The organism is Pseudomonas putida, from assembly GCF_050990305.1.
Classification (GTDB): domain Bacteria; phylum Pseudomonadota; class Gammaproteobacteria; order Pseudomonadales; family Pseudomonadaceae; genus Aquipseudomonas; species Aquipseudomonas putida_AH.
In genome coordinates, this window is sequence record NZ_CP158817.1 from 1,717,902 (window position 1) to 1,744,048 (window position 26,147).

The window sequence follows — 26,147 nt, forward strand, 5'->3', positions numbered from 1 at the left end:
ACCCTTTTCATGAGTGGACAAAACTCGCATTCAGGCGAGCTGAAACGCGGCCTGAAAAATCGCCACATTCAATTGATCGCCCTCGGTGGCGCGATCGGTACCGGTTTATTCCTCGGCTCGGCCGGGGTGCTGAAATCCGCCGGCCCGTCGATGATCCTTGGCTACGCCATTTGCGGCTTCATTGCCTTCATGATCATGCGCCAACTGGGCGAAATGATCGTCGAAGAGCCTGTAGCCGGCTCCTTCAGCCACTTTGCCCACAAATACTGGGGCGGCTTTGCCGGCTTTCTGTCGGGCTGGAACTGCTGGATTCTGTACATTTTGGTGGGCATGTCGGAGCTGACCGCAGTCGGCAAATACATCCACTACTGGGCGCCGGATATCCCGACCTGGGCCACCGCTGCCGCCTTCTTCGTACTGATCAACGCGATCAACCTGGCCAACGTCAAAGTCTTTGGCGAGGCCGAGTTCTGGTTCGCGATCATCAAGGTCGTGGCGATTGTCGGCATGATTGGTCTGGGCAGCTACTTGCTGGTCAGCGGCCATGGCGGCCCGCAAGCGGCGGTCAGCAACCTGTGGTCCCACGGCGGGTTCTTCCCTAATGGCGTCAGCGGTCTGGTGATGGCCATGGCGATCATCATGTTCTCCTTCGGCGGCCTGGAAATGCTCGGTTTCACAGCTGCTGAAGCCGACAAGCCGAAAACCGTGATCCCCAAAGCCATCAATCAGGTGATCTACCGGATCCTGATTTTCTACATCGGTGCGCTGGTGATCCTGCTGTCGCTGACCCCTTGGGACAGCCTGCTGGAAACCTTGAATGCCTCCGGCGATTCCTACAGCGGCAGCCCATTCGTACAAGTGTTCTCGATGCTGGGTAGCAACACCGCCGCGCACATCCTGAACTTTGTGGTCTTGACTGCGGCATTGTCGGTGTACAACAGCGGCACTTACTGCAACAGCCGCATGCTGCTGGGCATGGCCGAGCAGGGTGATGCGCCGAAGGCCCTGGCGAAAATCGACAAGCGCGGCGTACCCGTGCGTTCGATTCTGGCCTCGGCGGCCGTGACGTTGATCGCGGTGCTGCTGAACTACCTGATCCCGCAAAACGCGCTGGAACTGTTGATGTCGCTGGTTGTGGCTACCCTGGTGATCAACTGGGCGATGATCAGCTACTCGCACTTCAAATTCCGCCAGCACATGAACAGGACCGGCCAGACCTCCTTGTTCAAGGCCTTGTGGTACCCGTACGGCAACTACATCTGCCTGGCGTTCGTGGTGTTCATTCTTGGCGTGATGCTGCTGATTCCGGGGATTCAGATCTCGGTGTACGCGATTCCGGTGTGGGTCGTGTTCATGTGGGTCTGCTACGGCATCAAGAACAAGCGCCGTGACATGGAAGCTGTTGTGGTGGGGACTGCAGCCAGGTAATCAAGTCGTTAAAGAAAATGCCCGTATCGCAAGATGCGGGCATTTTTTTTACGTATCGTTGAGCCGTAGGAGCCGGCTTGCTGGCGATAGCGGCGTATCAGTCTCATCCATGACATCTGGCACACCGACATCGCCAGCAAGCCGGCTTCTACGGATTCAGGCTTCATAAAAAACAAATGCCCCGACAAGTCGGGGCATTTGCTGTTCAGCTGTTCGGCCTACATGTTCGGGTAAGTCGGGCCGCCGGCGCCTTCCGGAGCAACCCAAGTGATGTTCTGTGCAGGGTCCTTGATGTCGCAGGTCTTGCAGTGAACACAGTTTTGGGCGTTGATCTGGAAGCGCTTCTCGCCGTCTTCCTTGGTCACCACTTCATACACGCCGGCCGGGCAGTAGCGCTGGGCAGGTTCGTCATACAGCGGCAGGTTCTTCGCCAGCGGAATGCTCGGGTCGGTCAGCTTCAGGTGGCACGGCTGCTCTTCTTCGTGGTTGGTACCGGAGATGAACACCGAACTCAGTTTGTCGAAGCTGATCTTGCCGTCCGGTTTCGGGTAGTCGATCTTCTGGCAGTCGGCAGCCGGTTTCAGGCACGCGTAGTCAGGCTTGGTGTCGTGCAGGGTGAACGGCAGTTTGCCGCCGAAGATGTTCTGGTCCAGCCAGTTGAAACCGCCGCCAACGATGGCGCCGAATTTGTGGATCGCCGGGCCGAAGTTGCGGCTGGCGAACAGTTCTTCGTAGAGCCAGCTCTTTTTGAACGCGTCCACGTAGGTGGTCAGTTCTTCAGTGCCGTCCTTCTCGGCGAACAGCGCGTCAGCCACCGATTCTGCAGCCAGCATGCCGGACTTCATTGCGGTGTGGCTGCCCTTGATCTTGGCGAAGTTCAGGGTGCCGAGGTCGCAACCGATCAGCGCGCCGCCCTTGAAGACCATTTTCGGCAGCGAGTTCAGGCCGCCCTTGCAGATGGCACGGGCGCCGTAGCTGATGCGCTTGCCACCTTCCAGATACTGCTTGAGCACCGGGTGATGCTTGAGGCGCTGGAACTCGTCGAATGGCGACAGATAGGTGTTGCTGTAGGACAGATCGACGATCAGGCCGACCACTACCTGGTTGTTTTCCAGGTGATAGAGGAACGAGCCGCCGGTGTTTTCGGTGCCCATGATGTCCATCGGCCAACCGGCGGTGTGAACCACCAGACCAGGCTGATGCTTGGCCGGATCGACTTCCCAGATTTCTTTCAGGCCGATGCCGTAGTGCTGGGCGTCGGCATCGCTATCGAGGTTGAAGCGCTTGATCAGCTGTTTACCGATGTGACCACGGCAACCTTCGGCGAACAGCGTGTATTTGCCACGCAGTTCCATGCCCGGAGTGTACAGGCCGTCTTTGGGATGACCTTCTCGGTCAACGCCCAGATCGCCGGTGATGATCCCGCGGACAATACCGTTTTCGTCGAACAGCGCTTCTTGAGCGGCGAAGCCTGGGTAGATCTCTACGCCCAGGTTCTCGGCCTGCTGGGCCAGCCAGCGGCACAGGTTGCCTAGGGAAATGATGTAGTTGCCTTCGTTGTGCATGGTCTTGGGCACAAAGAAGTCAGGAATTTTCTGCGCGCTTTCAGCATTCTTGAGCACGAAGATGTCGTCGCGGGTGACGGGGGTGTTCAGCGGTGCGCCAAGTTCCTTCCAGTCCGGGAACAATTCGTTCAGGGCGCGGGGTTCGAACACCGCACCGGACAGGATGTGAGCACCGACCTCGGAGCCTTTTTCAACCACGCAGACGCTGATTTCCTTACCGGCTTCAGCGGCCTTCTGCTTCAAACGGCAGGCAGCGGACAGACCAGCGGGGCCGGCACCGACGATGACCACGTCGAATTCCATGTATTCGCGTTCCACAGGCTATCTCCTACTCAAGGCTCAACAGTTTTTTTCTAATTTTTAAGGTTGGGTGTCGCATCCATGAATCCCGGCGCAACGTCGGGAGCGGACAATCGATCGACCACCTTTCTCTTTGGGTGGCGCATTATATCTACACCACTCTCAGGGTCCAATACAAACGTTTGTTTGAATTGGCTCAAAGCCAGAGAAATCAAAGTCACGCGGCTTATGAACGGCTATTTTGCCGTATTGACCGGAATAGGTGTTCCGGTCAAGATACGGGCGGTTTTGCGCTCGCCGTAGGCTGACTGTTGGTTTCAAGAGCACCTCTAAAGACAGGGCGATGGCAGTAAAAGGTGATGCGCGGTTCAGGTTCAGCGCGCAGTTTACACGCAGCGATATTGAATGACTCGTTGGTCACCACTGACGAATGGTCATGAACATCGTGAGCGATGATCACTTGACACGTACGCCGGCGTTTTTAGAGGTGCCCTTGCGCCCGATGAGCATCAACCGCCAGGTTCGCCTAGGCGACTTTCATTTCACCGGAGAGTAACGAGGAATCCATGAAGGTTCTTGTAGCTGTCAAACGCGTTGTGGATTACAACGTCAAGGTCCGCGTCAAGGCGGACAATTCCGGCGTCGACCTCGCCAACGTCAAGATGTCGATGAACCCATTCTGCGAAATCGCAGTGGAAGAAGCCGTACGCCTGAAAGAGAAAGGTGTTGCGACTGAAATCGTCGTCGTCTCCGTGGGCCCGTCCACCGCTCAAGAGCAACTGCGCACCGCGCTGGCTCTGGGTGCCGACCGCGCCATCCTCGTCGAATCCGCCGAAGATCTGACTTCCCTGGCCGTTGCCAAACTGTTGAAAGCGGTTGTCGACAAGGAACAGCCACAGCTGGTGATCCTTGGCAAACAAGCCATCGACAGTGACAACAATCAGACTGGCCAGATGCTCGCTGCATTGAGCGGCTACGGTCAGGGCACGTTCGCTTCCAAAGTCGAAATCAGCGGCGACAGCGTAGCTGTTACCCGCGAAATCGACGGCGGCGCACAGACCGTTTCCCTGAAACTGCCGGCCATCGTCACCACCGACCTGCGTTTGAACGAGCCGCGCTACGCGTCCCTGCCAAACATCATGAAAGCCAAGAAGAAGCCTCTCGAGACGCTGACTCCTGACGCTTTGGGCGTTTCCACCGCCTCCACCAACAAGACCGTGAAAGTCGAAGCGCCTGCTGCACGCAGCGCGGGTATCAAGGTCAAGTCGGTGGCTGAACTGGTCGAGAAACTGAAAAACGAAGCGAAGGTAATCTAAATGACTATCTTGGTTATTGCTGAACACGACAACAAAGTGCTGGCTCCGGCCACACTGAACACCGTTGCTGCCGCTGCCAAAATCGGTGGCGACATCCACGTTCTGGTTGCAGGCCAGGGTGCTGGCGCCGTGGCTGAAGCCGCTGCGAAAATCGCTGGCGTGAGCAAGGTCCTGAACGCTGACAACGCCGCTTACGCGCATCAGCTGCCGGAAAACGTTGCTCCTCTGGTTGCAGAGCTGGGCAAGGGCTACAGCCACATCCTGGCTGCCGCTACTTCTAACGGCAAAAACATCCTGCCGCGCGTTGCCGCTGCACTGGACGTTGACCAGATCTCCGAGATCATCTCGGTAGAAAGCGCCGACACCTTCAAGCGTCCGATCTACGCCGGTAACGCCATCGCTACCGTTCAGTCGAACGCTGCGGTCAAAGTGATCACCGTACGTGCCACCGGTTTCGACCCGGTTGCAGCAGAAGGTGGTTCGGCTGCCGTTGAATCCGTTGGTGCTGCTCACGACGCTGGCATCTCCAGCTTCGTCGGTGAAGAGCTGGCCAAGTCCGATCGTCCGGAACTGACCGCTGCCAAGATCGTCGTTTCCGGCGGCCGTGGCATGCAGAACGGCGACAACTTCAAACACCTGTACGCCCTGGCCGACAAGCTGGGCGCTGCTGTCGGTGCTTCCCGCGCCGCGGTTGACGCAGGTTTCGTACCCAACGACATGCAGGTCGGTCAGACCGGCAAGATCGTTGCTCCACAGCTGTACATCGCCGTCGGTATCTCCGGCGCGATCCAGCACCTGGCCGGCATGAAAGACTCCAAGGTGATCGTTGCGATCAACAAGGACGAAGAAGCGCCGATCTTCCAGGTGGCCGATTACGGCCTGGTGGCGGACCTGTTTGAAGCCATCCCTGAGCTGGAGAAGCTGGTCTAATCCGGCTGCTTCACTTATAAAGAGCCCGGCCTTTTGGTCGGGCTTTTTTTTGCTTTTCGTTTACCTGTAGGAGCGAGCACGCTCGCGATGGTTTCAAGTGCACCGCGGAGTGTCAGGTTGCCCGCGTTATCGTTGACGACCATCGCGAGCATGCTCGCTCCTACAGGTGTCAGGTGTCGTAAACCAGAGGAGTACACCGCCATGGATCTGCGTCTCGCGTGGAGTTTTCTGGGATTGGCGCTATTGCCGGCGCTGTCCAATGCCGCCGGCAAGTGCGAGCGTCTAGTGGTCACCGGCAGCCCCGACGCACCGCCGTACTTGTGGCAAGACCCGCAAAACCCCAAGCACCTGATTGGCGCCAGTGCAGACCTGTTGCAGCAAGTGGCGGGGGAGTTGGGCATCAAGGTCGAGCTGCTCTATTCCGGCAAACGCTCCCAGGCCCTGGAGGAAGTTCGCAGTGGACGCATGGACATGTTGGCCGATGCGCCGTTGACAGTCAGCGAGCTGGAGTCTCTGGACTACATTCATCCACCATTGCTGGACAACGATTATCTTGTCTGGACCCGCAAGGATTCGCCACTGACCTACAACGACGCACAGGACCTGCATGGCCATGTCGGTGCTTTGTCGGAAAAATCCCGGTTGACCACGGAGTTCGCCACGTTCACCCAGCAGCAACTGTCGATCATTCGTACACCCAATCTGACCCAGGCCTTTCAGAAGTTGCTGTTGGGCGAGGTGGAATTCGTATTAGCCGGTCGTTATTCGGGCATGGCCATGGCGCAGACACTGGGCATGGCCAATGACCTGATCGCCCGGGCGCAACCGGTAGACAGGCCGGGTCTGTATCTGGCGGTTTCTCATAACTCGGCCTGTAACGATCCGTGGTTGCGCGGACAGTTGGCCAAAAAGATGACAGAATTGCCCGCGTCCGGACTGACGGAGGCTGTGCTGCAACGCAATATCGAGCGTTGGAATGCGCAGCAGAAACTATCTGTCAGTACCCCAAAACAGTAGGGATCTTTAGTGACTATTCGACCTCTTTTCGCTGCCCTGGCCGTTCTGGCTCTGGCGGGTTGTGCAGCCGATCCGGCGCCGAATGAACAAATGCGCCTGACCGAGCAGGCCGTCGAGCAGGCCCGGGCCGTTGGCGCCACCGCCGACGAAGTACCGGAAATGAAGCTGGCCGAAGACAAGTTCAACCGTGCCAAGGGCAACATGAACGACCAATCCTTCAGGAACGCACGCATGCGTGCCGAACAGGCCGAACTGGATGCGCGCCTGGCTGAAGCCCGGGTCCTGACCCTCAAGAGCGAGGCACAATTGAACGTGCTCAATACCCGCATCGCCCGTCTGCGCAAGCAATTGGGAGACGCCCAATGAAGCTCGGGTCCAAGGTTATCGGTGGTTTGATTCTGGTCGGGTGCGCGAGCCTTTATGGTTGCGCCGGCCAAAAGAGCGAAGTGGCGCTGCAACAGGCCAGTGCCGACTTCCAGAAGGTCAAGGAAGATTCCAACGTATTGCGAATTGCGCCCAAGGACGTGATTCGCGCTGGTGAGTCTCTGGCTCGCGCCGACCGATTGTCCTCCTACTGGGGCAGCGGTTGGGATGTGGCGCATTACGCTTATCTGAGCCAGCGCTACAGCGAAATCGCTCGTGAGCACACCAATCAGGTGCTCAACCAAGAGCGCGCCGACAAGCTCGAACTGGAGCGCCAACGCCTGCAACTGGCCTTGCGTGAATCCAAGCTGCTCAGCGTGCAGCAACAGGGCAAATGGCTTGAGGAGCAGATTGTGGCGATGGCCACCACGCAGACCGACCGTGGTCTGGTGATGACCCTGGGCGATGTGCTGTTCGACACCGGCGAAGCGGAGCTGAAAAATTCGGCGAACCGCGTGGTGCTCAAGATCGTGCAGTTCCTGCAGCTCAACCCCAAGCGCACGGTGCGTATCGAAGGTTATGCCGACAGTACAGGTGGCAAGCAGGAAAACCTCAAGCTGTCCCGTGATCGAGCACAATCGGTGGCGGACGTGTTGATGGACCTGGGCATTGATGACAAGCGCATCCAGGTCGAAGGTTACGGCGATGAGTACCCGGTGGACGCCAATGCTTCCGAGCGGGGGCGGGCGCAGAACCGCCGTGTGGAGATTGTGTTCTCCGACGAAAAGGGTCAGCTCGGCGCCGCCCGGTAAACACTGAACCCCCTGCGTAGGAGCTATGTAGGAGCTATGTAGGAGCTGACGAGTGAAACGAGGCTGCGATCTTTTGATCTTTCAATCGTTCACTTGGGACTCAAGTGTGTGGGGAAAGATCGCAGCCTCGTTTCACTCGTCAGCTCCTACACTGCTCCTACACGCCTTCGACATAGCTCCTGCAAACCCGGCCTGCCAGACAGTGCCGGGTTTTTTTTCGCCTGCGAAGTACTCCGCACTTTCCGATAAAAGCAGTACAGATTTTGCTGACACTGCACTGTACGGTCGACTATTGTGGCAACTGTCCCAGTACACTTCTAAACTGTTCCGGTATCGTTTCCCACAAGAATAAAATGCCTGTGAAATCGAGTGCTGCGTCATGACCAATCTCTTGCTCTACCAACGTATTGCTCAGCAGTTGGCTGAAGATATCCGCCGTGGTGTCTATCAACCGGGGGAGCGCGTGCCTTCGGTGCGCAAGATGAGTTCGCAGCTCAATGTCAGCCATGCCACGGTGTTACAGGCCTATGCCAATCTCGAAGATCAAGGACTGATCCGTGCCCGGCCGCAGTCGGGGTACTACGTACACCAGACCCCGGCCTTGACCGCGCCGACGCCGGATATCGCCCGGGTCGAGCGTCCGGGCCTGGTGACCCGAAGCAGCATCATTCAACAGGTACTGGTCGAGTCCCGCCGCGAAGGTGTGTTCCCCCTGGGCGCCGCAGTACCGAGTGTTGATTATCTGCCGGTGCGGGCACTGCATCAGCAATTGGCCAAAGTCACGCGTTTCCACAGCCCTCGTGCGTTCAGCTACATGTTCAGCCCTGGTTTCGAGCCATTGCGCCGACAAGTGGCCATCCGCATGCGCGATGCCGGCGTGGTGGTCGACCCATCGGAAGTGGTGATTACCCACGGCTGCGTCGATGCCTTGCAGATGTCCTTGCGGGTGCTGACTCGACCGGGTGATCTGATTGCGGCCGAGTCGCCTACCTATTACGGATTGCTGCAACTGGCCGATCTGTTGGGGCTCAAGGTCATCGAAATCCCCAGCGATCCCTCCACTGGCATGAGTCTCGAGGCCCTGCAACTGGCGGCTAACCAATGGTCGATCAAGGCGCTGGTACTGACCACCCGCCTGAGTAATCCATTGGGCGGCACCATGCCCGAAGAGCGGCAGAAACAACTGCTGCGTCTGGCGTCGGATTTCGACATACAGGTGGTTGAGGATGATATCTACGGCGAGCTGATGTTTGAGCAGGGGCGCACCAAGGCGCTCAAGGCTTATGACCGGCTGGACCGGGTGATCTATTGCTCCAGTTTCTCCAAGACCCTATCGCCGGGAGTGCGTATCGGCTGGATGATTGCCGGCAAGTATCAGCAGGAAATCCAGCGCTTGCAGACCTTCAGTACCCATTCGGCCTGCAGCGTCACGCAGATGGGGATTGCCGCCTATCTGGAGAATGGCGGTTACGACCGGCATCTACGTTACATCCGCCAGGAGTACCGCAAAAACCTCAGTGCCTTCCAGTTGGCGGTGCAGCAGTATTTCCCTGAAGGCACGCAAATGACGCGGCCCACCGGTGGCTTCATTTTGTGGGTGAGCCTGCCGGGGCGGGTCAACACTCAAGAGCTTCACGTGCGCGCGCTGCAGCAGGGCATCAGTATTGCGCCGGGGCTGATCTTCAGTAATACCGAGCAGTTCAATCACTGCATTCGGCTTAACTGCGGCATTCCCTGGAATCGAGAGGCTGAGCGCGCATTGATGACTTTGGGCATGCTGGCAACCCAGCTTTGCCAAGAGACGGCGCTGGGCTTGTGACGCAGCGGACAGGTTCTTCCTGTCCGCGCTTGTCATGGCGTCTGCAACAGGCGAGCATATGTCCCCCTCTGTCGTTTTCGCGATGTTCGCCGTTGGATCCATGAAGCCGATTTTTCCTGCCACCTGGTTGTTGATCTGCCTGTTGTTGAGCGCTCAGTCGGCACCTGTCATGGCCGCTTCCGTTCAGGAAAAGCCGGCGGCAAGCACAACGTCGAACAAAAAACCTTCCGCCAACAAAACTGCACCGGTCAAAAAGAAAGCCGCGACGGTCAAGAAACGTGCGCCAATCGCCTCCAAGACGAAACCGGCCAGCGAAGTGGTGAAAACTCAATTGCCTGCGGCCAATCTGGACTTGAGCCTGCCCAAGGGCATGGTCGACGAGTTGAAGCCAGTCGGCACGGTGCCATTGTCCAAACGCGATCCAGTGTTGCCACCAATGTTCGGTGACAAGTCCGACAACAGCCAGTTTCAGCTCAACGGTCGCTTGATCAATAACGAAATGCAGCTGCAATTGCGCAACGAAGAGCGCCGGGAAATTGAAGGCGCCGCATTGGAGTTCGAGTTCAAGCGGTAAATCCTGCCTGTGTCGGCGTGTTGCGCAGACATTTTGTCGGAGACTGCCCGGTCACGCCCGTTTGCAGATAAAAACCCACGTTCCGGCAATTTAAAACAACTGTTTTAGCGGTTACTCTGTGCCCCGTCCTTTAACACTTTGCCCGTCGCGAGGAGCTCGTCGTCATGAAATGCCGTGAAGGCTGTGGCGCCTGTTGCATTGCCCCATCCATCAGCTCACCCATTCCCGGTATGCCCAATGGCAAAACCGCTGGGGAGCGCTGCCTGCAACTGTCTGCCGATAACCTGTGCAAGATTTTTGGTCAGCCAGAACGCCCGGCAGTGTGTTCGGCATTTGAAGCCGACCCTGAGGTATGTGGGAGCAGCAGCGAAGAAGCGATCCGGCTACTGGGCTGGTGGGAGCAAATGACCGCCGCGTAATGTGCGGGCTCGCACCTGCGAAAAACCTGCAGGTAATCGCAGGTGCGAGCCTGACGAACGGAACTTCAACAATAAGGAATAAAATTATGGGTTCGCTGCATCGTATGGCTGTGTTGTGTGGTTTGACGGCGGTATTGGCCACGTCGGTCGCCCAGGCCGAAGACTGGAAAGTCGCCAAGAATGAGGACGGCATCAAGGTGTCCTTGAGTGAAGTGCCTGGTTCCGATTACAAGGCGTACCAAGGCGTCACCCTGATGAAAACCACCGTGGCCAAACTGCGTGCCTTGCAGGAAGACGTGCCGGGTGCCTGCACCTGGATTCACGAATGCAAGGTCCAGAAGCTGCTCAAGCACGAAGGCGATCAAAGCTGGACCTACACCCAATTCAATACCCCATGGCCGGTCACCCCGCGAGATTCGGTGCTGCATGTCACCACCGTCGAAGGTGCCGACGGCAGCCTGACCCGCAAACTCGAAGGCGTGCCCAAGTACCTGCCTGAAGAAAAGGGCTTTGTGCGGGTGGCCAAGGTCGATGGCTTCTGGAAGTTCGTCCCCAAGGGCGATCAGGTTGAAGTGACCTATCAGGTGCACACTGAGCCGGGCGGTAGCGTTCCGTCGATGGTGGCCAACAAGTTCGTGGTCGATGCACCGTTCAACACCTTGAAAAACCTCAAGGCTCGCGCCGAGAAGTAAATCTCCCTCCCAGGTACTGGCACCTCTTTTGTAGGAGCTGCCGAAGGCTGCGATCTTTTGATCTTGCTTTTAAAGATCAAAAGATCGCAGCCTCGCTGCGCTCGACAGCTCCTACAGCCTGCATTCAGCTAGCAGTCTTTATTGTGTTTCCTAATATTCGCTGTACGAAATTTTCACAACGCCTCCAAGACAATTCGCGCGCGTCGGCATGATCGAACAGTAATCAATGGCAATGCCACGGTTGATCGTGCAACATTTGCGCACCGCGCAAACCCCATGGCCGAGTACGGGCCGATAGAGGGCAGGGCGCAGCTGCATTTTTGAAACTTCAACTTCCAATGGGTCCTAAAACGACATGGCAATCCCGGACGCCCTGAATCAGCAGCGAGCTTCAACTCGCCTGCTGCAACCGACCGTCAAATCGCATCTGGCCTACACGCTGCTGTGCGCATTGGTCATGATGGTGATGTTTTCCGCGCTGCGCCTCGCGCTGCTGGTCTACAACCGCGAAATGATCCTCGATACACCGGCATCGACCTTTGTCGAGGCGTTCGCCAACGGCCTGCGTTTCGATTTGCGTCTGGTGGTGTACCTCTGCGTTCCGTTGCTGTTGGCGCTGTTCAGTGCCCGGGCCATGGCCGCGCGTGGGTTCTTCCGTTTCTGGCTGACGCTGGCCTCCAGCATTGCGCTGTTCCTCGGCCTGATGGAAATGGACTTCTACCGTGAGTTCCACCAGCGCTTGAACGGACTGGTCTTCCAGTATGTGAAGGAAGACCCGAAAACCGTGATGAGCATGCTCTGGTACGGTTTTCCGGTGGTCCGCTACCTGTTGGCCTGGGCCGTAGGTACCTGGATCCTCAGCCTGGCTTTCAAAGGCGCCGACCGCGCTACCCGTCCGCGTGGTCCCTTCAGCGGTGGCAGCGTCAGCACCCGCCAGGTGGCCCCTTGGTATATGCGCGTCGTGGTGTTCGTGGTTTGCCTGCTGATCTGCGTGGTAGCGGCCCGTGGCACCCTGCGCCAGGGCCCGCCAATGCGCTGGGGTGACGTCTATACCACCGACTCCAACTTCGCCAACCAATTGGGCCTCAACGGCACGCTGTCCCTGGCGGCGGCGGCGAAGAGCCGGATGTCCGAAGATCGCGACAACATCTGGAAGGCCACGTTGCCACAACCGATGGCTCAGCAGACCGTACGCGACATGCTGTTGGTGAAGGACGACAAACTGGTGGACAGCGAGACCGCTGCAGTGCGTCGCGACTACACGCCACCGGCTGACAAGACCCTGCCGATCAAGAACGTCGTTGTGATCCTGATGGAAAGCATGGCCGGCCACTCGGTGGGCGCACTGGGTGCACCGGGTAACATCACGCCTTACCTCGACAAGCTGTCGCAGGAAGGTCTGCTGTTTGATCGCTTCTTCTCCAACGGTACCCATACCCACCAGGGCATGTTCGCCACCATGGCTTGCTTCCCGAACCTGCCGGGTTTCGAATACCTGATGCAGACACCGGAAGGCAGCCACAAGCTGTCCGGCCTGCCGCAACTGCTCAGCGCCCGTCATTACGACGATGTGTATGTCTACAACGGTGACTTCGCCTGGGACAACCAGTCGGGCTTCTTCAGCAACCAGGGCATGACCAACTTCATCGGGCGTAACGATTTTGTTAACCCGGTGTTCTCCGACCCGACCTGGGGCGTGTCCGACCAAGACATGTTCAACCGCGGCCTGGAAGAGTTGAAGGCCCGCGACGGCAAGGACAAGAAACCGTTCTATGCCTTGCTGCAGACCCTGTCCAACCACACCCCGTATGCCTTGCCGACGCCATTGCCGGTCGAGCGCGTGACTGACCGCGGTAGCTTGAACGAGCATTTGACCGCCATGCGTTATGCGGACTGGGCGCTGGGCCAGTTCTTCGAACAGGCACGCAAGGAGCCGTACTTCAAGGAAACCCTGTTTGTCGTCGTCGGCGACCACGGTTTTGGCAACGAGCGTCAGATCACCGAAATGGACCTGGGCCGCTTCAACGTGCCGATGCTGATGATCGCACCGGGCATCCAGGAAAAGTTCGGCAAGCGTGATCACACGGTCGGTACCCAGATCGATATCGTGCCAACCATCATGGGCCGGATCGGCGGGGAAGTGCGTCACCAGTGCTGGGGTCGCGACCTGCTGAACCTGCCGGAAGGCGATACCGGCTTCGGCGTGATCAAGCCATCGGGTAGCGAGCAGACCACGGCTATCGTGACGGCGGACCAGATTCTGGTGTTGCCGAAAGACAAGGACATGGCGCCGAGAATGTACGCTTACGAATTGGGCTCCAACCCGCATGCGGAGATCATCCCGGATGCGCCGCGTACCGCGGAGTTGCGCACCAAGCTGGAATCGTTCCTGCAAACGGCAACCAAGAGCCTGCTCGACAACACCGCTGGTGTTGTCGATAGCAAGCCGGACTAAGTAGCCGCCGCCATAAAAAGAGGCCCTTTCAAGGGCCTCTTTTTTTTGCAGGTAGAAACTTCATATCTTGCCGAGTAACAACAGGATCAATATCACGACCAACACTACACCGATGATACCGGACGGCCCATATCCCCAGCTCCTGGAGTGCGGGAAGACCGGCAGACCACCGATCAGTAACAGGATCAGAATGATGAGTAGAATTGTGCCCATGTCTATTTCCTTGCTGTAAGTAGTCAGGAATGACCGAGTTGTTAATGATCAGCAGGAATGTCTTTAATTCGAGCTGCTTAAAAAATCCGACTGTCGCGCTTCGAAGAAAATTCCAAGTTTTTTTTCATGTTTTTCGAACAACGAATTATTTCGCTACGCAAGCGCTAGTTGCCGACATTTTGCTCGGGCCATTCAGCAATCTGATGGAGCGTGGGTCGGGCAATATCCTTCGCTACACTCAGGCGCATCTCTCCCGGAACAACAAGGCTGTTTGCTATGCAAAATCGCATGATGATCACTGGTGCGGGCTCTGGCCTGGGTCGCGAAATCGCGCTGCGCTGGGCGCGTGAAGGCTGGCAACTGGCCTTGTCCGATGTCAGTGAGCCCGGTTTGCAAGAAACGCTCAAACTTGTGCGCGAAGCAGGCGGCGATGGTTTCATCCAACGTTGCGATGTGCGCGATTACAGCCAATTGACGGCTTTCGCCCAGGCTTGTGAATCGAAGTTCGGCGGCATCGATGTGATCGTCAACAACGCTGGCGTGGCGTCGGGCGGCTTTTTCAGTGAATTGTCCCTGGAAGACTGGGACTGGCAGATCGCGATCAACTTGATGGGCGTGGTCAAAGGCTGCAAGGCCTTCCTGCCACTGCTGGAAGCGAGCAAAGGCAAGATCATCAACATCGCGTCCATGGCGGCACTGATGCAAGGCCCGGCCATGAGCAACTACAACGTGGCCAAGGCCGGTGTGGTGGCGTTGTCCGAAAGCCTGCTGATCGAACTGGCGCATCAGGAAGTGGGTGTACATGTGGTGTGCCCGTCGTTCTTCCAGACCAACCTGCTCGATTCATTCCGCGGCCCGACCCCGGCCATGAAGGCCCAGGTCGGCAAGTTGCTGGAAAGCTCGCCAATCAGCGCGGCCGACATTGCCGACTACATCTACCAGCAAGTTGCCGCCGGCGAGTTCATGATCCTGCCTCACGAGCAAGGTCGCATGGCCTGGGCACTCAAGCAGAAGAACCCGCAGTTGCTGTACAGCGAAATGACCATCATGGCCGACAAGATGCGCGCCAAGGCCAAACAAAACGTGGGCTGAACTTGCCCCTGAGCGACAGCCTCGTTAGGGTGGCCGCCATCGGCCATCCTCGCGAGACATTTGCATGCTCAATTACTTGTGGTTTTTCCTTGCCGCGCTGTTTGAAATTGCCGGCTGCTTCGCCTTCTGGATGTGGCTGCGTCAGGGCAAAAGTTTTTTGTGGGTGTTGCCGGCGCTGCTCAGCCTGACCTTGTTCGCACTGCTGCTGACCCGCATCGAAGCCACCTACGCCGGGCGCGCCTATGCCGCTTACGGCGGCATCTACATCATTGCATCCATTGGTTGGCTGGCGGTGGTCGAGCGGATTCGTCCACTGGGCTCTGACTGGATCGGCGTGGCGCTGTGCGTGATCGGGGCGACTGTCATCCTGTTCGGACCACGCTTTTCCGCCTCCTGAAGGATCGTTCCTACATTCAAGTGAACTGTCAGACATTTCCGTCAGGTGGGCTGGTCATTAGCTGTCAGATCGTTCTGGATTAGGGCCATTGCCTTGTAGGCGCGTCGCGCGCCGGGCATCTTCAGGGACCGGTAACCCTGAAGGACAAAGGTCATGCTAGTACTCAGTCGCGTTGTGGGCGAATTGATTTCCATCGGTGACAACATTTCCATACGCGTCATTGCTATCGATGGAAACAGCGTGCGTTTCGGCGTCGAGGCGCCGCGCAGCATCAATGTGCACCGATCCGAGATTTATGAACGGATCCAGCGCAAACAGCCCAAAAAGGAACAGTCAGTCGAATAAATGCTTGGGCACATCGTGCTTGAGCATCAACTGGCATTGCTCGCTTTCCGGGTCGAAGACGATCAATGCCTGCCCCTTGATCAAGGCCTGGCGCACGCGTAAGACACGGGTCTGCAGCGGCGTGTCATCGCCGTTATCGGTGCCGTCGCGGGTGACGAAATCTTCGATCAGGCGGGTCAGGGTGTCGACTTCAAGTTGGTCGTGGGGAATCAGCATAAGCACCTCGGGTAAACAATGACGGGATGCTACGGCGAATGATTGATGCCGGCTAGCCTTGGCTTCTGCGATGTCTGGTCTGGCGCTATCGCGGGCAAGCCATGCTCCTACAGGTTTTGTGTCGCTCGCAGATATTCTGCTCGACGCAAAACCCGTAGGAGCATGGCTTGCCCGCGATGGGGTCAGACCAAGCGCTAACAATCCCGGATCAGCTATCGGACCGCTGCCCCACCAGACTGTCCACCGACGGCACCCGCGTATCGCTCTCCATCTGCGTGTCATGTTCGAGCTGATGACTGAAGCGGTCCAATGAGCCCGTGGCCGGTTGCGCATCGCTGGCGAACACCGGCGGGCTCAGGATGTAGGCACCGAGCAAGCGGCTCAGGGCGGCGAGGCTGTCGATGTGGGTGCGTTCATAGCCGTGGGTCGCATCGCAGCCGAAGGCGAGCAGGGCGGTGCGGATATCGTGGCCGGCGGTCACCGCCGAGTGGGCATCGCTGAAGTAGTAACGGAATAGATCGCGCCGCACCGGCAGCTCATTGTCGCTGGCCAGGCGCAGCAGGTGCCGCGACAAGTGATAGTCATAGGGCCCGCCGGAGTCCTGCATCGCGATGCTCACGGCGTGTTCACTGGAATGCTGACCGGGCGCGACCGGCGCAATGTCGATGCCGACGAATTCGCTGACGTCCCATGGCAGTGCCGCCGCCGCGCCACTGCCGGTTTCTTCGGTGATGGTGAACAGCGGGTGACAGTCGATCAATAGCTCTTCACCGCTGTCGACGATTGCCTTCAACGCCGCCAAAAGGGCTGCGACACCGGCCTTGTCGTCGAGGTGACGGGCGCTGATGTGGCCACTTTCGGTGAATTCCGGCAGGGGGTCGAAGGCGACGAAATCACCGACGCTGATCCCCAGGGAGTCGCAATCGGCACGGGTCGCGCAGTAGGCGTCCAGGCGCAATTCAACGTGATCCCAGCTGATCGGCATTTCATCCACCGCGGTGTTGAAGGCGTGTCCGGATGCCATCAGCGGCAACACGCTGCCACGGATCACGCCGTTGTCGGTGAACAGACTCACCCGACTGCCCTCGGCGAAACGGCTGGACCAGCAGCCCACGGGAGCTAGGGTCAGGCGGCCGTTGTCCTTGATTGCACGCACGGCCGCACCAATGGTGTCCAGGTGCGCGGAAACGGCACGGTCAGGGCTGTTTTTCTTACCTTTGAGTGTGGCGCGGATAGTGCCGCGTCGGGTCATTTCAAATGGAATGCCCAGTTCTTCAAGGCGTTCGGCGACATAGCGCACGATGGTATCGGTGAACCCGGTGGGGCTGGGGATGGCGAGCATTTCCAGCAGGACTTTTTGCAGGTAGGTCAGGTCCGGTTCTGGAGATTTGATGGTCATGGAAACTCCTGATGGGTTGAGCGCATCGATGGTTTCGATGAGGGAGGTCGTTTTCGCCTGTTCTGACGCCTTCGCGGGCAAGCCTCGCTCCTACAGGAGGATGCGATCAACTGTAGGAGCGAGGCTTGCCCGCGAAGGCGTCAGCTCAGGCGAAGCGTCACTTGCAGGCCACCGACTGGCTGTGCGGAAACAACAAATCCACAAACCGCTCAGCCGTCGGTTGCGGCTCATGATTGGCCAACCCGGCACGTTCGTTGGCTTCGATAAACACGTACTCCGCTTGATCGGCGGCTGACACCATCAGATCGAGGCCGACTACGGGAATATCCAGCGCCCGCGCGGCGCGCACTGCGGCATCCACCAGCGTCGGGTGCAGGATTGCGGTGACATCCTCAAGCACTCCACCCGTATGAAGATTCGCAGTACGCCGTACGAACAAATGCTCCCCCGCCGGCAGAATGCTGCTGTAGTCATAACCCGTGTCATGCAGGGTGCGCTGAGTCTCGTGGTCCAACGGGATCTTGCTTTCGCCGCCGGTGGCTGCCTGTCGCCGTCGGCTCTGGGCTTCGATCAGTGCGCCAATCGAGTGCTGACCATCGCCGACCACTTCGGCCGGCCGGCGAATCGCGGCGGCGACCACTTCAAATCCGATCACCAGAATCCGCAGGTCGAGACCTTCGTGGAAACTTTCCAGCAGCACGCGGCTGTCGAATCGGCGGGCAGCTTCGATGGCTTGCTGAACGTCTTCGATGGTGTGCAGGTCCACGGCCACGCCTTGCCCCTGTTCGCCATCCAGTGGCTTGACCACCACCCGGTGGTGCTCGTCGAGAAACGCCAGGTTGTCATCGGCGTTACCCGCCAATTGCTGCGCAGGCAAATTCAGGCCGGCAGCCTTCAGCACTTTATGGGTCAGGCTTTTGTCCTGGCACAAGGTCATGCTGACCGCGCTGGTCAGGTCACTGAGGGACTCACGACAGCGCACCCGGCGTCCGCCATGGCTCAAGGTGAACATCCCGGCATCGGCGTCATCCACTTGCACATCGATGCCACGCCTGTGAGCTTCCTCGACGATGATCCGTGCGTAGGGATTGAACTCGGCTTCAGGGCCAGGGCCGAGAAACAGCGGCTGATTGATGCCGTTCTTGCGCTTGATGGCAAAGGTCGAGAGGTTACGAAAACCGAGCTTGGCGTAAAGATTTTTCGCCTGTCGGTTGTCGTGCAGTACCGACAGATCAAGGTAGCTCAACCCACGACTCATGAAATGCTCGATCAAATGCCGTACCAATACCTCGCCAACACCGGGTCGCGAACAGTGCGGATCCACAGCCAGGCACCACAGGCTGCTGCCGTTTTCCGGGTCGTTGTAGGCCTTTCGATGGTTGAGCCCCATGACACTGCCGATCACCGCGCCGCTGTCCTCGTCTTCGGCCAGCCAATACACCGGGCCGCCTGAGTGATGCGGGGTCAGCAAAGTCGCGTCGATGGGCAGCATGCCACGCGCTTGATACAGCTGATTGATCGATTGCCAGTCCGTCTCGCTTTGCGCGCGGCGAATGCGAAAGCCGCGAAACACTCGGGTGGCCTGGCGATAATCGCTGAACCATAGGCGCAAGGTGTCGGACGGGTCGAGGAACAGTTGGGTCGGCTCCAGCCCCAATACTTGCTGGGGCGCGGCGACGTACAGCGCAATGTCGCGTTCACCGGGCTGCTCGTTGAGCAGTTCCTGGGCGAGGCTGGCTGCATCGGCAAAGGTGTGGCCGATCAGCAACCGGCCCCAACCGCAATGCACCGCGATCGGTGCCGCACCCAGTTCACTGCCGTCTTCGGCCAGGCGTGCCTGCAAGCGTTCATAAGAGGGCGTCTGACCGCGCAGCAAACGCTGGTTGATGGCCGTAGCGTGAGGTTTCATCGATCAGATTCCTTGTTCGCTGAGCCACAGGTTCAGGGCTGCCAATTGCCACAGCTTGGAACCGCGCAACGGGGTCAACTGGCCCTGCGGGTCGGTCAACAGGCGATCGAGCATGGCTGGGTTGAACAGGCCGCGATCCTGACTCGGATCGAGCAGCAGTTCGCGCACCCAGTTCAGCGTATCGCCCTGCAAGTGCTTGAGCCCTGGCACCGGGAAGTAACCCTTCTTGCGGTCGATCACCTCGCTCGGAATCACCAGGCGTGCGGCCTCCTTGAGCACTTGTTTGCCGCCGTCGGGCAGCTTGAACTTGCCTGGCACCCGCGCTGACAGCTCGACCAGGCGATAGTCGAGAAACGGCGTTCGCGCTTCCAGACCCCAGGCCATGGTCATGTTGTCGACGCGTTTGACCGGGTCGTCCACCAGCATCACCGTGCTGTCCAGGCGCAAGGCTTTATCCACGGCAGCATCGGCGCCGGGCTGTGCGAAATGTTCCTTCACGAAGTCGCCCGCGGCGTCATTGGCCGTCAGCCATTTCGGCTGCACGGTGGCGGCGTAGTCCTCGTAGCTGCGATCGAAAAATGCCTCGCGGTAGGCCGTGTAGGGATCACTGGCCCCGTCGACTTGCGGATACCAGTGATACCCGGCGAACAGCTCGTCGGCCCCTTGGCCGCTTTGCACCACTTTGCAGTGCTTGGCTACTTCTCGGGACAGCAAGTAAAAGGCGATACAGTCATGACTGACCATCGGCTCGCTCATCGCACGGAATGCGGCGGGCAGTTGTTCGATGATTTCTTTTTCATCGATGCGCAGTTGGTGATGCTGCGTTGCGTAGTGCTGGGCGATCAGGTCCGAGTATTGAAATTCGTCGCCGCGCTCGCCGCCGGCATCCTGAAAGCCAATAGAAAAGGTCGAGAGATTTTCCACGCCCACTTCACGCAGCAGGCCGACAAGCAGGCTCGAGTCGACACCGCCGGACAGCAGCACACCCACATCCACTGCCGCACGCTGACGAATCGCCACCGCCTCACGGGTGCTGTCGAGTACCCGGTCGCGCCAGTCCTCCAGCGTCAAATCTGTTTCATCGGCATGAGGGCCGTAGGGCAGGGTCCACCAGGTTTTCTGCTCGGTAGTGCCATCCGCCTCGATGCGCATCCAGGTCGCTGGGGGCAGCTTTTCGATGCCGGCCAGCAAGGTACGCGGCGCGGGAACCACGGCGTGAAAGTTCAGGTAGTGATTGAGGGCGACCGGATCGAGAATCGGGTTGATATCACCGCCCTTGAGCAAGGCCGGCAGGGACGAGGCGAAACGCAGTCGCTGCCCGGTCCGCGACAGGTATAACGGCTTCACGCCGAGGCGGTCGCGAGCGATGAATAGGCGTTGGGCATCGCGATCCCAGATGGCGAACGCAAACATGCCATTGAGTTTGGGCAGCAGCGCTTCACCCCAGGCATGAAAGCCCTTGAGCAGCACTTCGGTGTCGCCACCGGAATAGAAGGCATAACCCAGGCTTTCCAGCTCGGTGCGCAACTCCGGGAAGTTGTAGATCGCGCCGTTGAAGGCCAGGCAAAGCCCCAGTTGAGCGTCGACCATCGGCTGCGCCGAACCGTCGGAGAGGTCCATGATTTTCAGGCGTCGATGGCCCAGGGCAATCGGCCCCTGACTGTGAAAACCCCAAGCGTCGGGGCCGCGTGGCGCCAGGTGATGGGTGATTCGCTCAATGGCTGCAAGGTCTGCAGGTTGGTGATCAAAACGTAACTCGCCAGCTAATCCGCACATAAATTCCTTACCGGTTTTTCCGTTGGGGAGGGTCAATCGATACCCGGCCAAAATGGCGGGTACTCAGAAACTGACTCCCCTCGCTAACGGGAGTTTTAGACCGATCGGTTATAAGCAGGGAATGCAGGGCAAATGGCGGAGGGCGCACACGTGGGCGCAGCACTGGTAGTAATTAGTGATGCGATGCATACGGGTTGCTGCTGGAATACAGGCCGGTTCGACCCGCTATTCGAGTTATTCATCGTCTGCGGGGCTTCTTAAACTGAGCACCCTTTTATGCAATAAGGATATTGCTCATGCTCCCCACAACACCCAAGGCAACCCCGGCGGCGGTGCCGATGACAGACGCGGAACGTCTCGAGGCCCTGCTGGGTCACACCGGTGACCTGGATAAGGCTCAAGTGCTGCAAGCGTCTATTCCACAATGGCTGGCCACTGCGGATCTGAAAGTGGTGCAGGCGTTGAAAACCTCACTCGAGCAGTCCTTTCTCGCGCAAGCCAAGGTCGCGACGGCGCTCGAAAAGCTCAAGCCGTTGGACGAGTTCTGCAAAGAGCAACTGGACACCTTTCTCAAGGGCAAATGGACAATCGATTTCGACGTCGAGCGGGACACGCTGGACATTCCTACAAAAGAGTATTCCTCAACAGGGCTGTTCCCTCTCGGCTACTTGATTAACGCGGACACTATCTCGCGCAGCCTGCTTCACGCCGCCATGGAAAACTTCACCCCCAGGGAAGCGAAGACCGGCGCAGTGGCAGCGGGCTCAGTGATACGGATCGATGCAAAGCCCCAATACGGATCTGAAATGACCCCTGAGCAATTCGCGACGTTCTGTCGTGAACTCGACCTGGGTGCCCGCTATCAGCAGCATATTGACGAGGCTCTGGCATTGCCGGCCAAACCCGTTGAGGGCGCGCCTGTCGAGGATCGGGCCTCTGTCGCCGACATCCGGCGGTTGAAGGTGCTGGACCTGCAAGTCGCCCTTCACGTGGCCTACCTGAAAAAGGACATCACCCAAGCCGCTTACACCATGCTGCTGAAGGTGATCGAACAGGATGAACCTGCGGCTCGAACAAAAGGTGCTGTCTTCGATGGCGGGCCGGTGCTTTGGCAAGGGCTGATGATTCATGACACCTGCATCTGTGGGGTGCTGGTCTTTACCAAGGTCTCCATTGATACCGAGCCCAGGGCCAGGTGCGTGGTTTATATGCCGAACGAACCCCGGCGACCGCTTTATGAATATGCGTCACTCGATGAGTTCAAGGTCTACCTCGCCCTGAAGCTGCAAAGCACAAGTTACCGGAAGTTTTTTGCCGGGCAGTACTTGCATGGTCATGATAAGACCGGTTTCTTTACCCAATTCGACAAAGGCAGGACCTTGGGTACCTTGGCTGCGTCTGACGCCGACACCTGTGTGGCCGATTTTTTCTACAGTGCATTTGTCAGCAAGACCCAGGAGGACGCGCGAATCCTCGCCGTTCCGACTGAAGACGTCGATGAGCAACAACGGGAAAATAACCTCCAGACCTTGCTGGATGGAGGTCTTGTGCTGTTGAACGCCGCTGCTTTTTTCGTACCTGTGATCGGCCAATTGATGCTGGCGGCCGTTGTGGTCGACATCGTTAGCGAAGTGTACGAAGGCGTGGTTGACTGGACGCACGGCAAGCGCACCGAGGCGTTGTCCCATTTACTGAGTGTTGTGGAAAACGTCGCTCAACTGGCGGCATTTGCTGCGGGCGGCAAAATTATCGCCAAAGCCGTCGGCGCAGGTGTGAAAGAGTCGACAGCGTTTTTCGACGGTTTCGAGACCGTCGCCGCTCCTGATGGTAAAGCCAGGCTTTGGAGACCCGAACTCGAGTCCTATCAGCAGACCACGTCACTGCCAGCCGATGCGCAACCTGATGCTCAAGGGATCTACAGGCATGCGGGGCAGACTTCGGTCGTCATCGACGGCGCCCCCTATCGCGTTACCCGCAAGGCGGCAGGGACGGGATGGACCATCAAGCATCCTCAGCGTGACGATGCGTTTCAGCCGGCCATCGAGCGAAGCATGGACGGTGGATGGCGGCATGTTCATGAGCACGCACACGAGTGGCGCGACGGTGCTTATGCGCTGGGGCGTACAGATCAGCGCTTGAGTGATTCCGGCATCGACCTCGATGCGATTGCCGACATCACCGACATGACGCCTGACAAAATTCACCAGTTGCATGAAAGCAGCTTGCCGTTGCCCCAACGGCTGAAAGACTGTGTCGAGCGCTTCAAAATCCACCGGCGTATCTCCACGCTGATCACGGCAATGGAGAATGGGGAAACGACGAGTACCGATTTCATCCAGGAGCAACTGCACACATTGCCGAGGCTATCCGGTTGGCCCGCCGAGCGCTTCATTGAAGTGTGCGATGGGGACGACGTGATTACATCTCGCTTTCCTGAATCGGCGCCAACGAATGATGAGAACAACAGCGTGCACGTTGATCAGGCGCAACTGGATTCGGGGAAACTGCTCGATACCGTCATCAGTGGTCTCTACCCCAATGAGGTAGATAACATGATCGGCAGTACGACCACTGAGTCCAAATCGCAGTTGCTGGCAAAGAAAATCGCGGAAAGCCTCAAGGGCAATCGTCAACCGCTGTTCGAGTGGCTCTATAAAAACTATGACGGCACCCCTGCCGGCGATGTTACGGCGCTGCACGAACAGGCCGCTGACCTTCCGGTGCGTGTATGCAAGGAGTTGCTGGAAAACGCCTCTGGCAGGGATCGCGTTTTTCTGCGCGAGCGCCAGATCCTCGGGGTGGATCTGGCGCGGCAGGTCAGCAAGATGCGGGCTCTCATCAGGCAGGATCGCGCGCTCACGGGGTTGCAGCTCCCGCAACTGGCCAATGCCGATACCGAAAAGTTGACGCTGGGGCTGATGGATCGGATTCAAGGCTGGGATGAGGATTATCGACTTGAAATCCGCCTGGGTTCAGTGACCGGCACCTTGCTGGACAGTGTAGGCAGCATTGATGCACAGGCTCGCGGGGTGATCGTCAAGACGAGCACCGGCTACCAGTTCACCCAGGCCAATGGCAATGTGTCGTCCACGTTGACGAGCGAAACGTTGCTTCAGACGATACTCGATGCATTGCCTGCCAATCAGCGCACCCGCATGGGGCTCGCGGGGGACGAAACGCTCGATATCCCGACACTAAGATCACGACTGTCGAAGGCTGCCACCGGTGATCCGGCACGCACCCGTCGGGTGCTGCGTAGCGAGCACAATGAAACAGCGAAACATCTTGCTGGCTGTGTTCAAGCAAGCCCGCCCGGAGTAAGTACCTATCCCAGGGGCTTGATTCGTAAAGTCAGAAAAATCTACCCGCTGTTCACTGATATTCAGGTTTCATCGTTTCTCGACAACGCCGGCAGTACACCGATGGAGCGGGCAAAGCGACTGAAGGAATTGGGCATTAAGCTCAAGCATTTGCGTAAGCTGCTGCACGCCTGGCGTGATGATGAAGCACAAATGAAAACGGTGTCGGGGAAACTTGACGATATCCGGACCAATCGTCGTCAGGTGGCGAACGCCATTGAAAGTTGCTGGCGCCGGGTATCGCGGCAAGATCAGCCTTCTACCACGCTCAAGTTGGAGCGCAATCCGGTTGGCCGCTTGCCGACGTTGACTGAGCAGGACGTTGCTCATGTGCGCAGTCTATCGATCAAGGACATGCAGGCCGGCGATGAACTGGTGTATTTCCTCAAACCGTTCAAAGGGCTGGTCAGCCTGGAGCTGGACCGCAATCAACTCACACGATTGCCTGAGGTGTTGTCGCACATGCCCAACCTTCAACATTTGAGCCTGGACGATAATCAGATAAAGCTGACCGAGCACACGTTGACCAAGCTGGCCGATATGCGCAATTTGCGCTCGCTTGGGCTCAGCGGTAATCGCTTGGGGGCCACGATCAATGTCAGCAAAATGCTGGATCTGCAATCGCTGTTCCTCAGCGATACCCACGCCACGGAATTGCCTGTTGGACTTTCTCTACCGCCCTATCTGGACATGGTGGACCTGCGCGGCAATCAGATTCGGGATTTGCCGGACTGGCTGTTCCAGATGCCTCAGCGTTTCGCCCAGACGATCAATCTGCGCAACAACCCGATATCGGCGACAAGTCGTACGAAGTTGGAAACCTATCGGGACAATACCGGGATAGGGATGGGGCTTCTGGACGAAAATACCCAAGTGCTTAATGAGCAAAGGGCTCGGGATTTCTGGATGTCGAAACCCGCTGAAGCTGACTACACCTCGCGCAATCGTACCTGGCTGGCACTGAAGAACGAGCCCGGTTCGGATGGATTTTTCGAGTTGCTGGCAGATGTTGGCAGCTCTGCGGACAGTCGCTTCGTGCGCGAAGATATGAGTCGGCGGGTTTGGAGTGTCATCGAGGCGACCCAGACCGACCCGGCCCTGCGCGATCAATTGCTGTCGATGGCGGTGAAAGCCAATTGCGCTGACTCGGCGGCCACGATTTTCAGCAACCTTGAGGTGGCAGTGAACCTCGATACGGTGGTTCGCCAATCTGCAAATGCCCATGATCAGGCTGCTCGGTTGTTGAGTCTTGGGCGAGGCCTGTTCCGCCAGGATTATCTCGCCAAAATCGCTCGGGAGCATGCCAGTGCTAATCCTTCGCTCGATCCGGTGGAGGTGGAGTTGGCGTATCGCACCGGGCTGGCCGAAAGGCTAGAACTGGTCGGGCAGCCCCGGCATATGCGTTACGCAGCGCTTGGTGGCGTTAAACCCGCAAACCTGGATGCCGCGTATAACAAGGTCGTCAGCGCAGAAACCTCCCCTGAACTATCGACGTACATGAGTGGCCGTACGTTCTGGAGCGACTTCTTGCGACAGCATCACGCCAAGCAATTCACCGACCTGGCTGCGCCTTTCCACGCGCGGATGGAGGCGGCTTTTGATGACGAGGCAGCGCTGGGTGTGGATTATCGGCCGCGAGTCGACGGTATCGCCAATGAGTTGAACATAGCCGAGACGGTCTTGTTGAAGCGTCTGACCGACGCCGCCATCCAGGCAAACGCGTCAAAGGTTTGCTTTGCGCTGGATTGACC

General features: G+C 58.2%; 22 protein-coding genes. 15 read left to right on the forward strand and 7 right to left on the reverse strand.

All coding sequences use genetic code 11. From position 1 onward, the window contains the following. Positions 1-9 precede the first annotated feature (9 nt). On the forward strand, positions 10-1,428 hold the full coding sequence (locus ABTV22_RS07970; RefSeq protein ID WP_433739343.1) for an amino acid permease: 1,419 nt from the start codon (positions 10-12) through the stop codon (positions 1,426-1,428). Between the two features lie 218 nt (positions 1,429-1,646). Here ABTV22_RS07970 and ABTV22_RS07975 read toward each other — a convergent pair whose 3' ends face one another. Beyond that, positions 1,647-3,311: an electron transfer flavoprotein-ubiquinone oxidoreductase gene (locus tag ABTV22_RS07975; protein WP_433739344.1), complete on the reverse strand. Its 1,665-nt coding sequence runs from the start codon at positions 3,309-3,311 to the stop codon at positions 1,647-1,649. A 548-nt stretch (positions 3,312-3,859) separates the two neighbouring features. On the opposite strand from ABTV22_RS07975, the gene ABTV22_RS07980 reads away from it, so the two are divergent. Beyond that, positions 3,860-4,609 carry an electron transfer flavoprotein subunit beta/FixA family protein gene (locus ABTV22_RS07980; protein ID WP_008017740.1) on the forward strand — a complete coding sequence of 250 codons (750 nt, stop codon included), beginning with the start codon at positions 3,860-3,862 and terminating at the stop codon, positions 4,607-4,609. Beyond that, a complete protein-coding gene (locus ABTV22_RS07985; protein ID WP_433739345.1) occupies positions 4,610-5,539 on the forward strand; it encodes an electron transfer flavoprotein subunit alpha/FixB family protein in 930 nt (309 codons plus the stop codon). It abuts the gene before it with no gap. A gap of 14 nt (positions 5,540-5,553) precedes the next feature. Here the strand turns inward: ABTV22_RS07985 and ABTV22_RS07990 are convergent, their stop codons facing one another. Then, a complete protein-coding gene (locus tag ABTV22_RS07990; RefSeq protein WP_433739346.1) occupies positions 5,554-5,691 on the reverse strand; it encodes a hypothetical protein in 138 nt (45 codons plus the stop codon). 49 nt (positions 5,692-5,740) lie between these two features. Here ABTV22_RS07990 and ABTV22_RS07995 point away from each other — a divergent pair, with 49 nt between their 5' ends. The 8 genes from ABTV22_RS07995 to ABTV22_RS08030 all read left to right on the forward strand — a co-directional run bounded on the left by ABTV22_RS07995 (position 5,741) and on the right by ABTV22_RS08030 (position 13,690). After that, complete coding sequence (locus ABTV22_RS07995) at positions 5,741-6,556, forward strand: substrate-binding periplasmic protein (protein WP_433739347.1); 816 nt, start codon at positions 5,741-5,743, stop codon at positions 6,554-6,556. A gap of 9 nt (positions 6,557-6,565) precedes the next feature. Then, entirely contained in the window at positions 6,566-6,922 is a 357-nt protein-coding gene (locus ABTV22_RS08000) for a DUF4398 domain-containing protein (RefSeq protein ID WP_433739348.1), read from the forward strand. Beyond that, positions 6,919-7,731, forward strand: a complete 813-nt coding sequence (locus ABTV22_RS08005; RefSeq protein WP_433739349.1) for an OmpA family protein — start codon at positions 6,919-6,921, stop codon at positions 7,729-7,731. The genes ABTV22_RS08000 and ABTV22_RS08005 overlap by 4 nt, the downstream gene beginning before the upstream one ends. Positions 7,732-8,110: 379 nt before the next feature. Further along, complete coding sequence (locus ABTV22_RS08010) at positions 8,111-9,550, forward strand: PLP-dependent aminotransferase family protein (RefSeq protein ID WP_433739350.1); 1,440 nt, start codon at positions 8,111-8,113, stop codon at positions 9,548-9,550. A gap of 100 nt (positions 9,551-9,650) precedes the next feature. Beyond that, the gene (locus tag ABTV22_RS08015; protein ID WP_433739351.1) at positions 9,651-10,124 is read left to right on the forward strand and encodes a translation initiation factor 2; all 474 of its coding nucleotides are present in this window, start codon (positions 9,651-9,653) and stop codon (positions 10,122-10,124) included. 164 nt (positions 10,125-10,288) lie between these two features. Then, complete coding sequence (locus tag ABTV22_RS08020) at positions 10,289-10,543, forward strand: YkgJ family cysteine cluster protein (protein WP_433739352.1); 255 nt, start codon at positions 10,289-10,291, stop codon at positions 10,541-10,543. A gap of 86 nt (positions 10,544-10,629) precedes the next feature. After that, positions 10,630-11,235, forward strand: a complete 606-nt coding sequence (locus tag ABTV22_RS08025; protein ID WP_433739353.1) for an START domain-containing protein — start codon at positions 10,630-10,632, stop codon at positions 11,233-11,235. 355 nt (positions 11,236-11,590) lie between these two features. Continuing rightward, positions 11,591-13,690: an LTA synthase family protein gene (locus tag ABTV22_RS08030; RefSeq protein ID WP_433739354.1), complete on the forward strand. Its 2,100-nt coding sequence runs from the start codon at positions 11,591-11,593 to the stop codon at positions 13,688-13,690. Between the two features lie 60 nt (positions 13,691-13,750). On the opposite strand, the gene ABTV22_RS08035 is transcribed toward ABTV22_RS08030, so the two are convergent. Further along, positions 13,751-13,909, reverse strand: a complete 159-nt coding sequence (locus ABTV22_RS08035; protein ID WP_170948722.1) for a DUF3309 family protein — start codon at positions 13,907-13,909, stop codon at positions 13,751-13,753. 270 nt (positions 13,910-14,179) lie between these two features. Here ABTV22_RS08035 and ABTV22_RS08040 point away from each other — a divergent pair, with 270 nt between their 5' ends. The 3 genes from ABTV22_RS08040 to csrA all read left to right on the forward strand — a co-directional run bounded on the left by ABTV22_RS08040 (position 14,180) and on the right by csrA (position 15,737). Then, on the forward strand, positions 14,180-14,995 hold the full coding sequence (locus ABTV22_RS08040; protein WP_433739355.1) for an SDR family oxidoreductase: 816 nt from the start codon (positions 14,180-14,182) through the stop codon (positions 14,993-14,995). Between the two features lie 64 nt (positions 14,996-15,059). Further along, positions 15,060-15,392, forward strand: coding sequence for a YnfA family protein (locus tag ABTV22_RS08045; RefSeq protein WP_433739356.1), 333 nt, complete (start codon positions 15,060-15,062; stop codon positions 15,390-15,392). Positions 15,393-15,545: 153 nt separating this feature from the next. After that, positions 15,546-15,737 carry a carbon storage regulator CsrA gene (gene csrA, locus ABTV22_RS08050; protein ID WP_433739357.1) on the forward strand — a complete coding sequence of 64 codons (192 nt, stop codon included), beginning with the start codon at positions 15,546-15,548 and terminating at the stop codon, positions 15,735-15,737. Here the strand turns inward: csrA and ABTV22_RS08055 are convergent. From ABTV22_RS08055 to ABTV22_RS08070, 4 genes are all read right to left on the reverse strand, one after another. Continuing rightward, positions 15,726-15,953: a YheU family protein gene (locus ABTV22_RS08055; protein WP_110967037.1), complete on the reverse strand. Its 228-nt coding sequence runs from the start codon at positions 15,951-15,953 to the stop codon at positions 15,726-15,728. The two genes, csrA and ABTV22_RS08055, sit on opposite strands and share 12 nt — an antisense overlap. A 208-nt stretch (positions 15,954-16,161) precedes the next feature. After that, positions 16,162-17,352 (reverse strand): osmoprotectant NAGGN system M42 family peptidase, encoded by a 1,191-nt coding sequence (locus ABTV22_RS08060; protein WP_433739358.1) that lies wholly within the window; start codon positions 17,350-17,352, stop codon positions 16,162-16,164. Between the two features lie 157 nt (positions 17,353-17,509). Continuing rightward, positions 17,510-19,261: an N-acetylglutaminylglutamine synthetase gene (gene ngg, locus ABTV22_RS08065; protein ID WP_433739359.1), complete on the reverse strand. Its 1,752-nt coding sequence runs from the start codon at positions 19,259-19,261 to the stop codon at positions 17,510-17,512. A 3-nt stretch (positions 19,262-19,264) separates the two neighbouring features. Then, entirely contained in the window at positions 19,265-21,037 is a 1,773-nt protein-coding gene (locus ABTV22_RS08070) for an N-acetylglutaminylglutamine amidotransferase (protein ID WP_433739360.1), read from the reverse strand. A gap of 296 nt (positions 21,038-21,333) precedes the next feature. On the opposite strand from ABTV22_RS08070, the gene ABTV22_RS08075 reads away from it, so the two are divergent. Then, complete coding sequence (locus tag ABTV22_RS08075; RefSeq protein WP_433739361.1) at positions 21,334-26,145, forward strand: NEL-type E3 ubiquitin ligase domain-containing protein; 4,812 nt, start codon at positions 21,334-21,336, stop codon at positions 26,143-26,145. Positions 26,146-26,147: the final 2 nt, after the last annotated feature.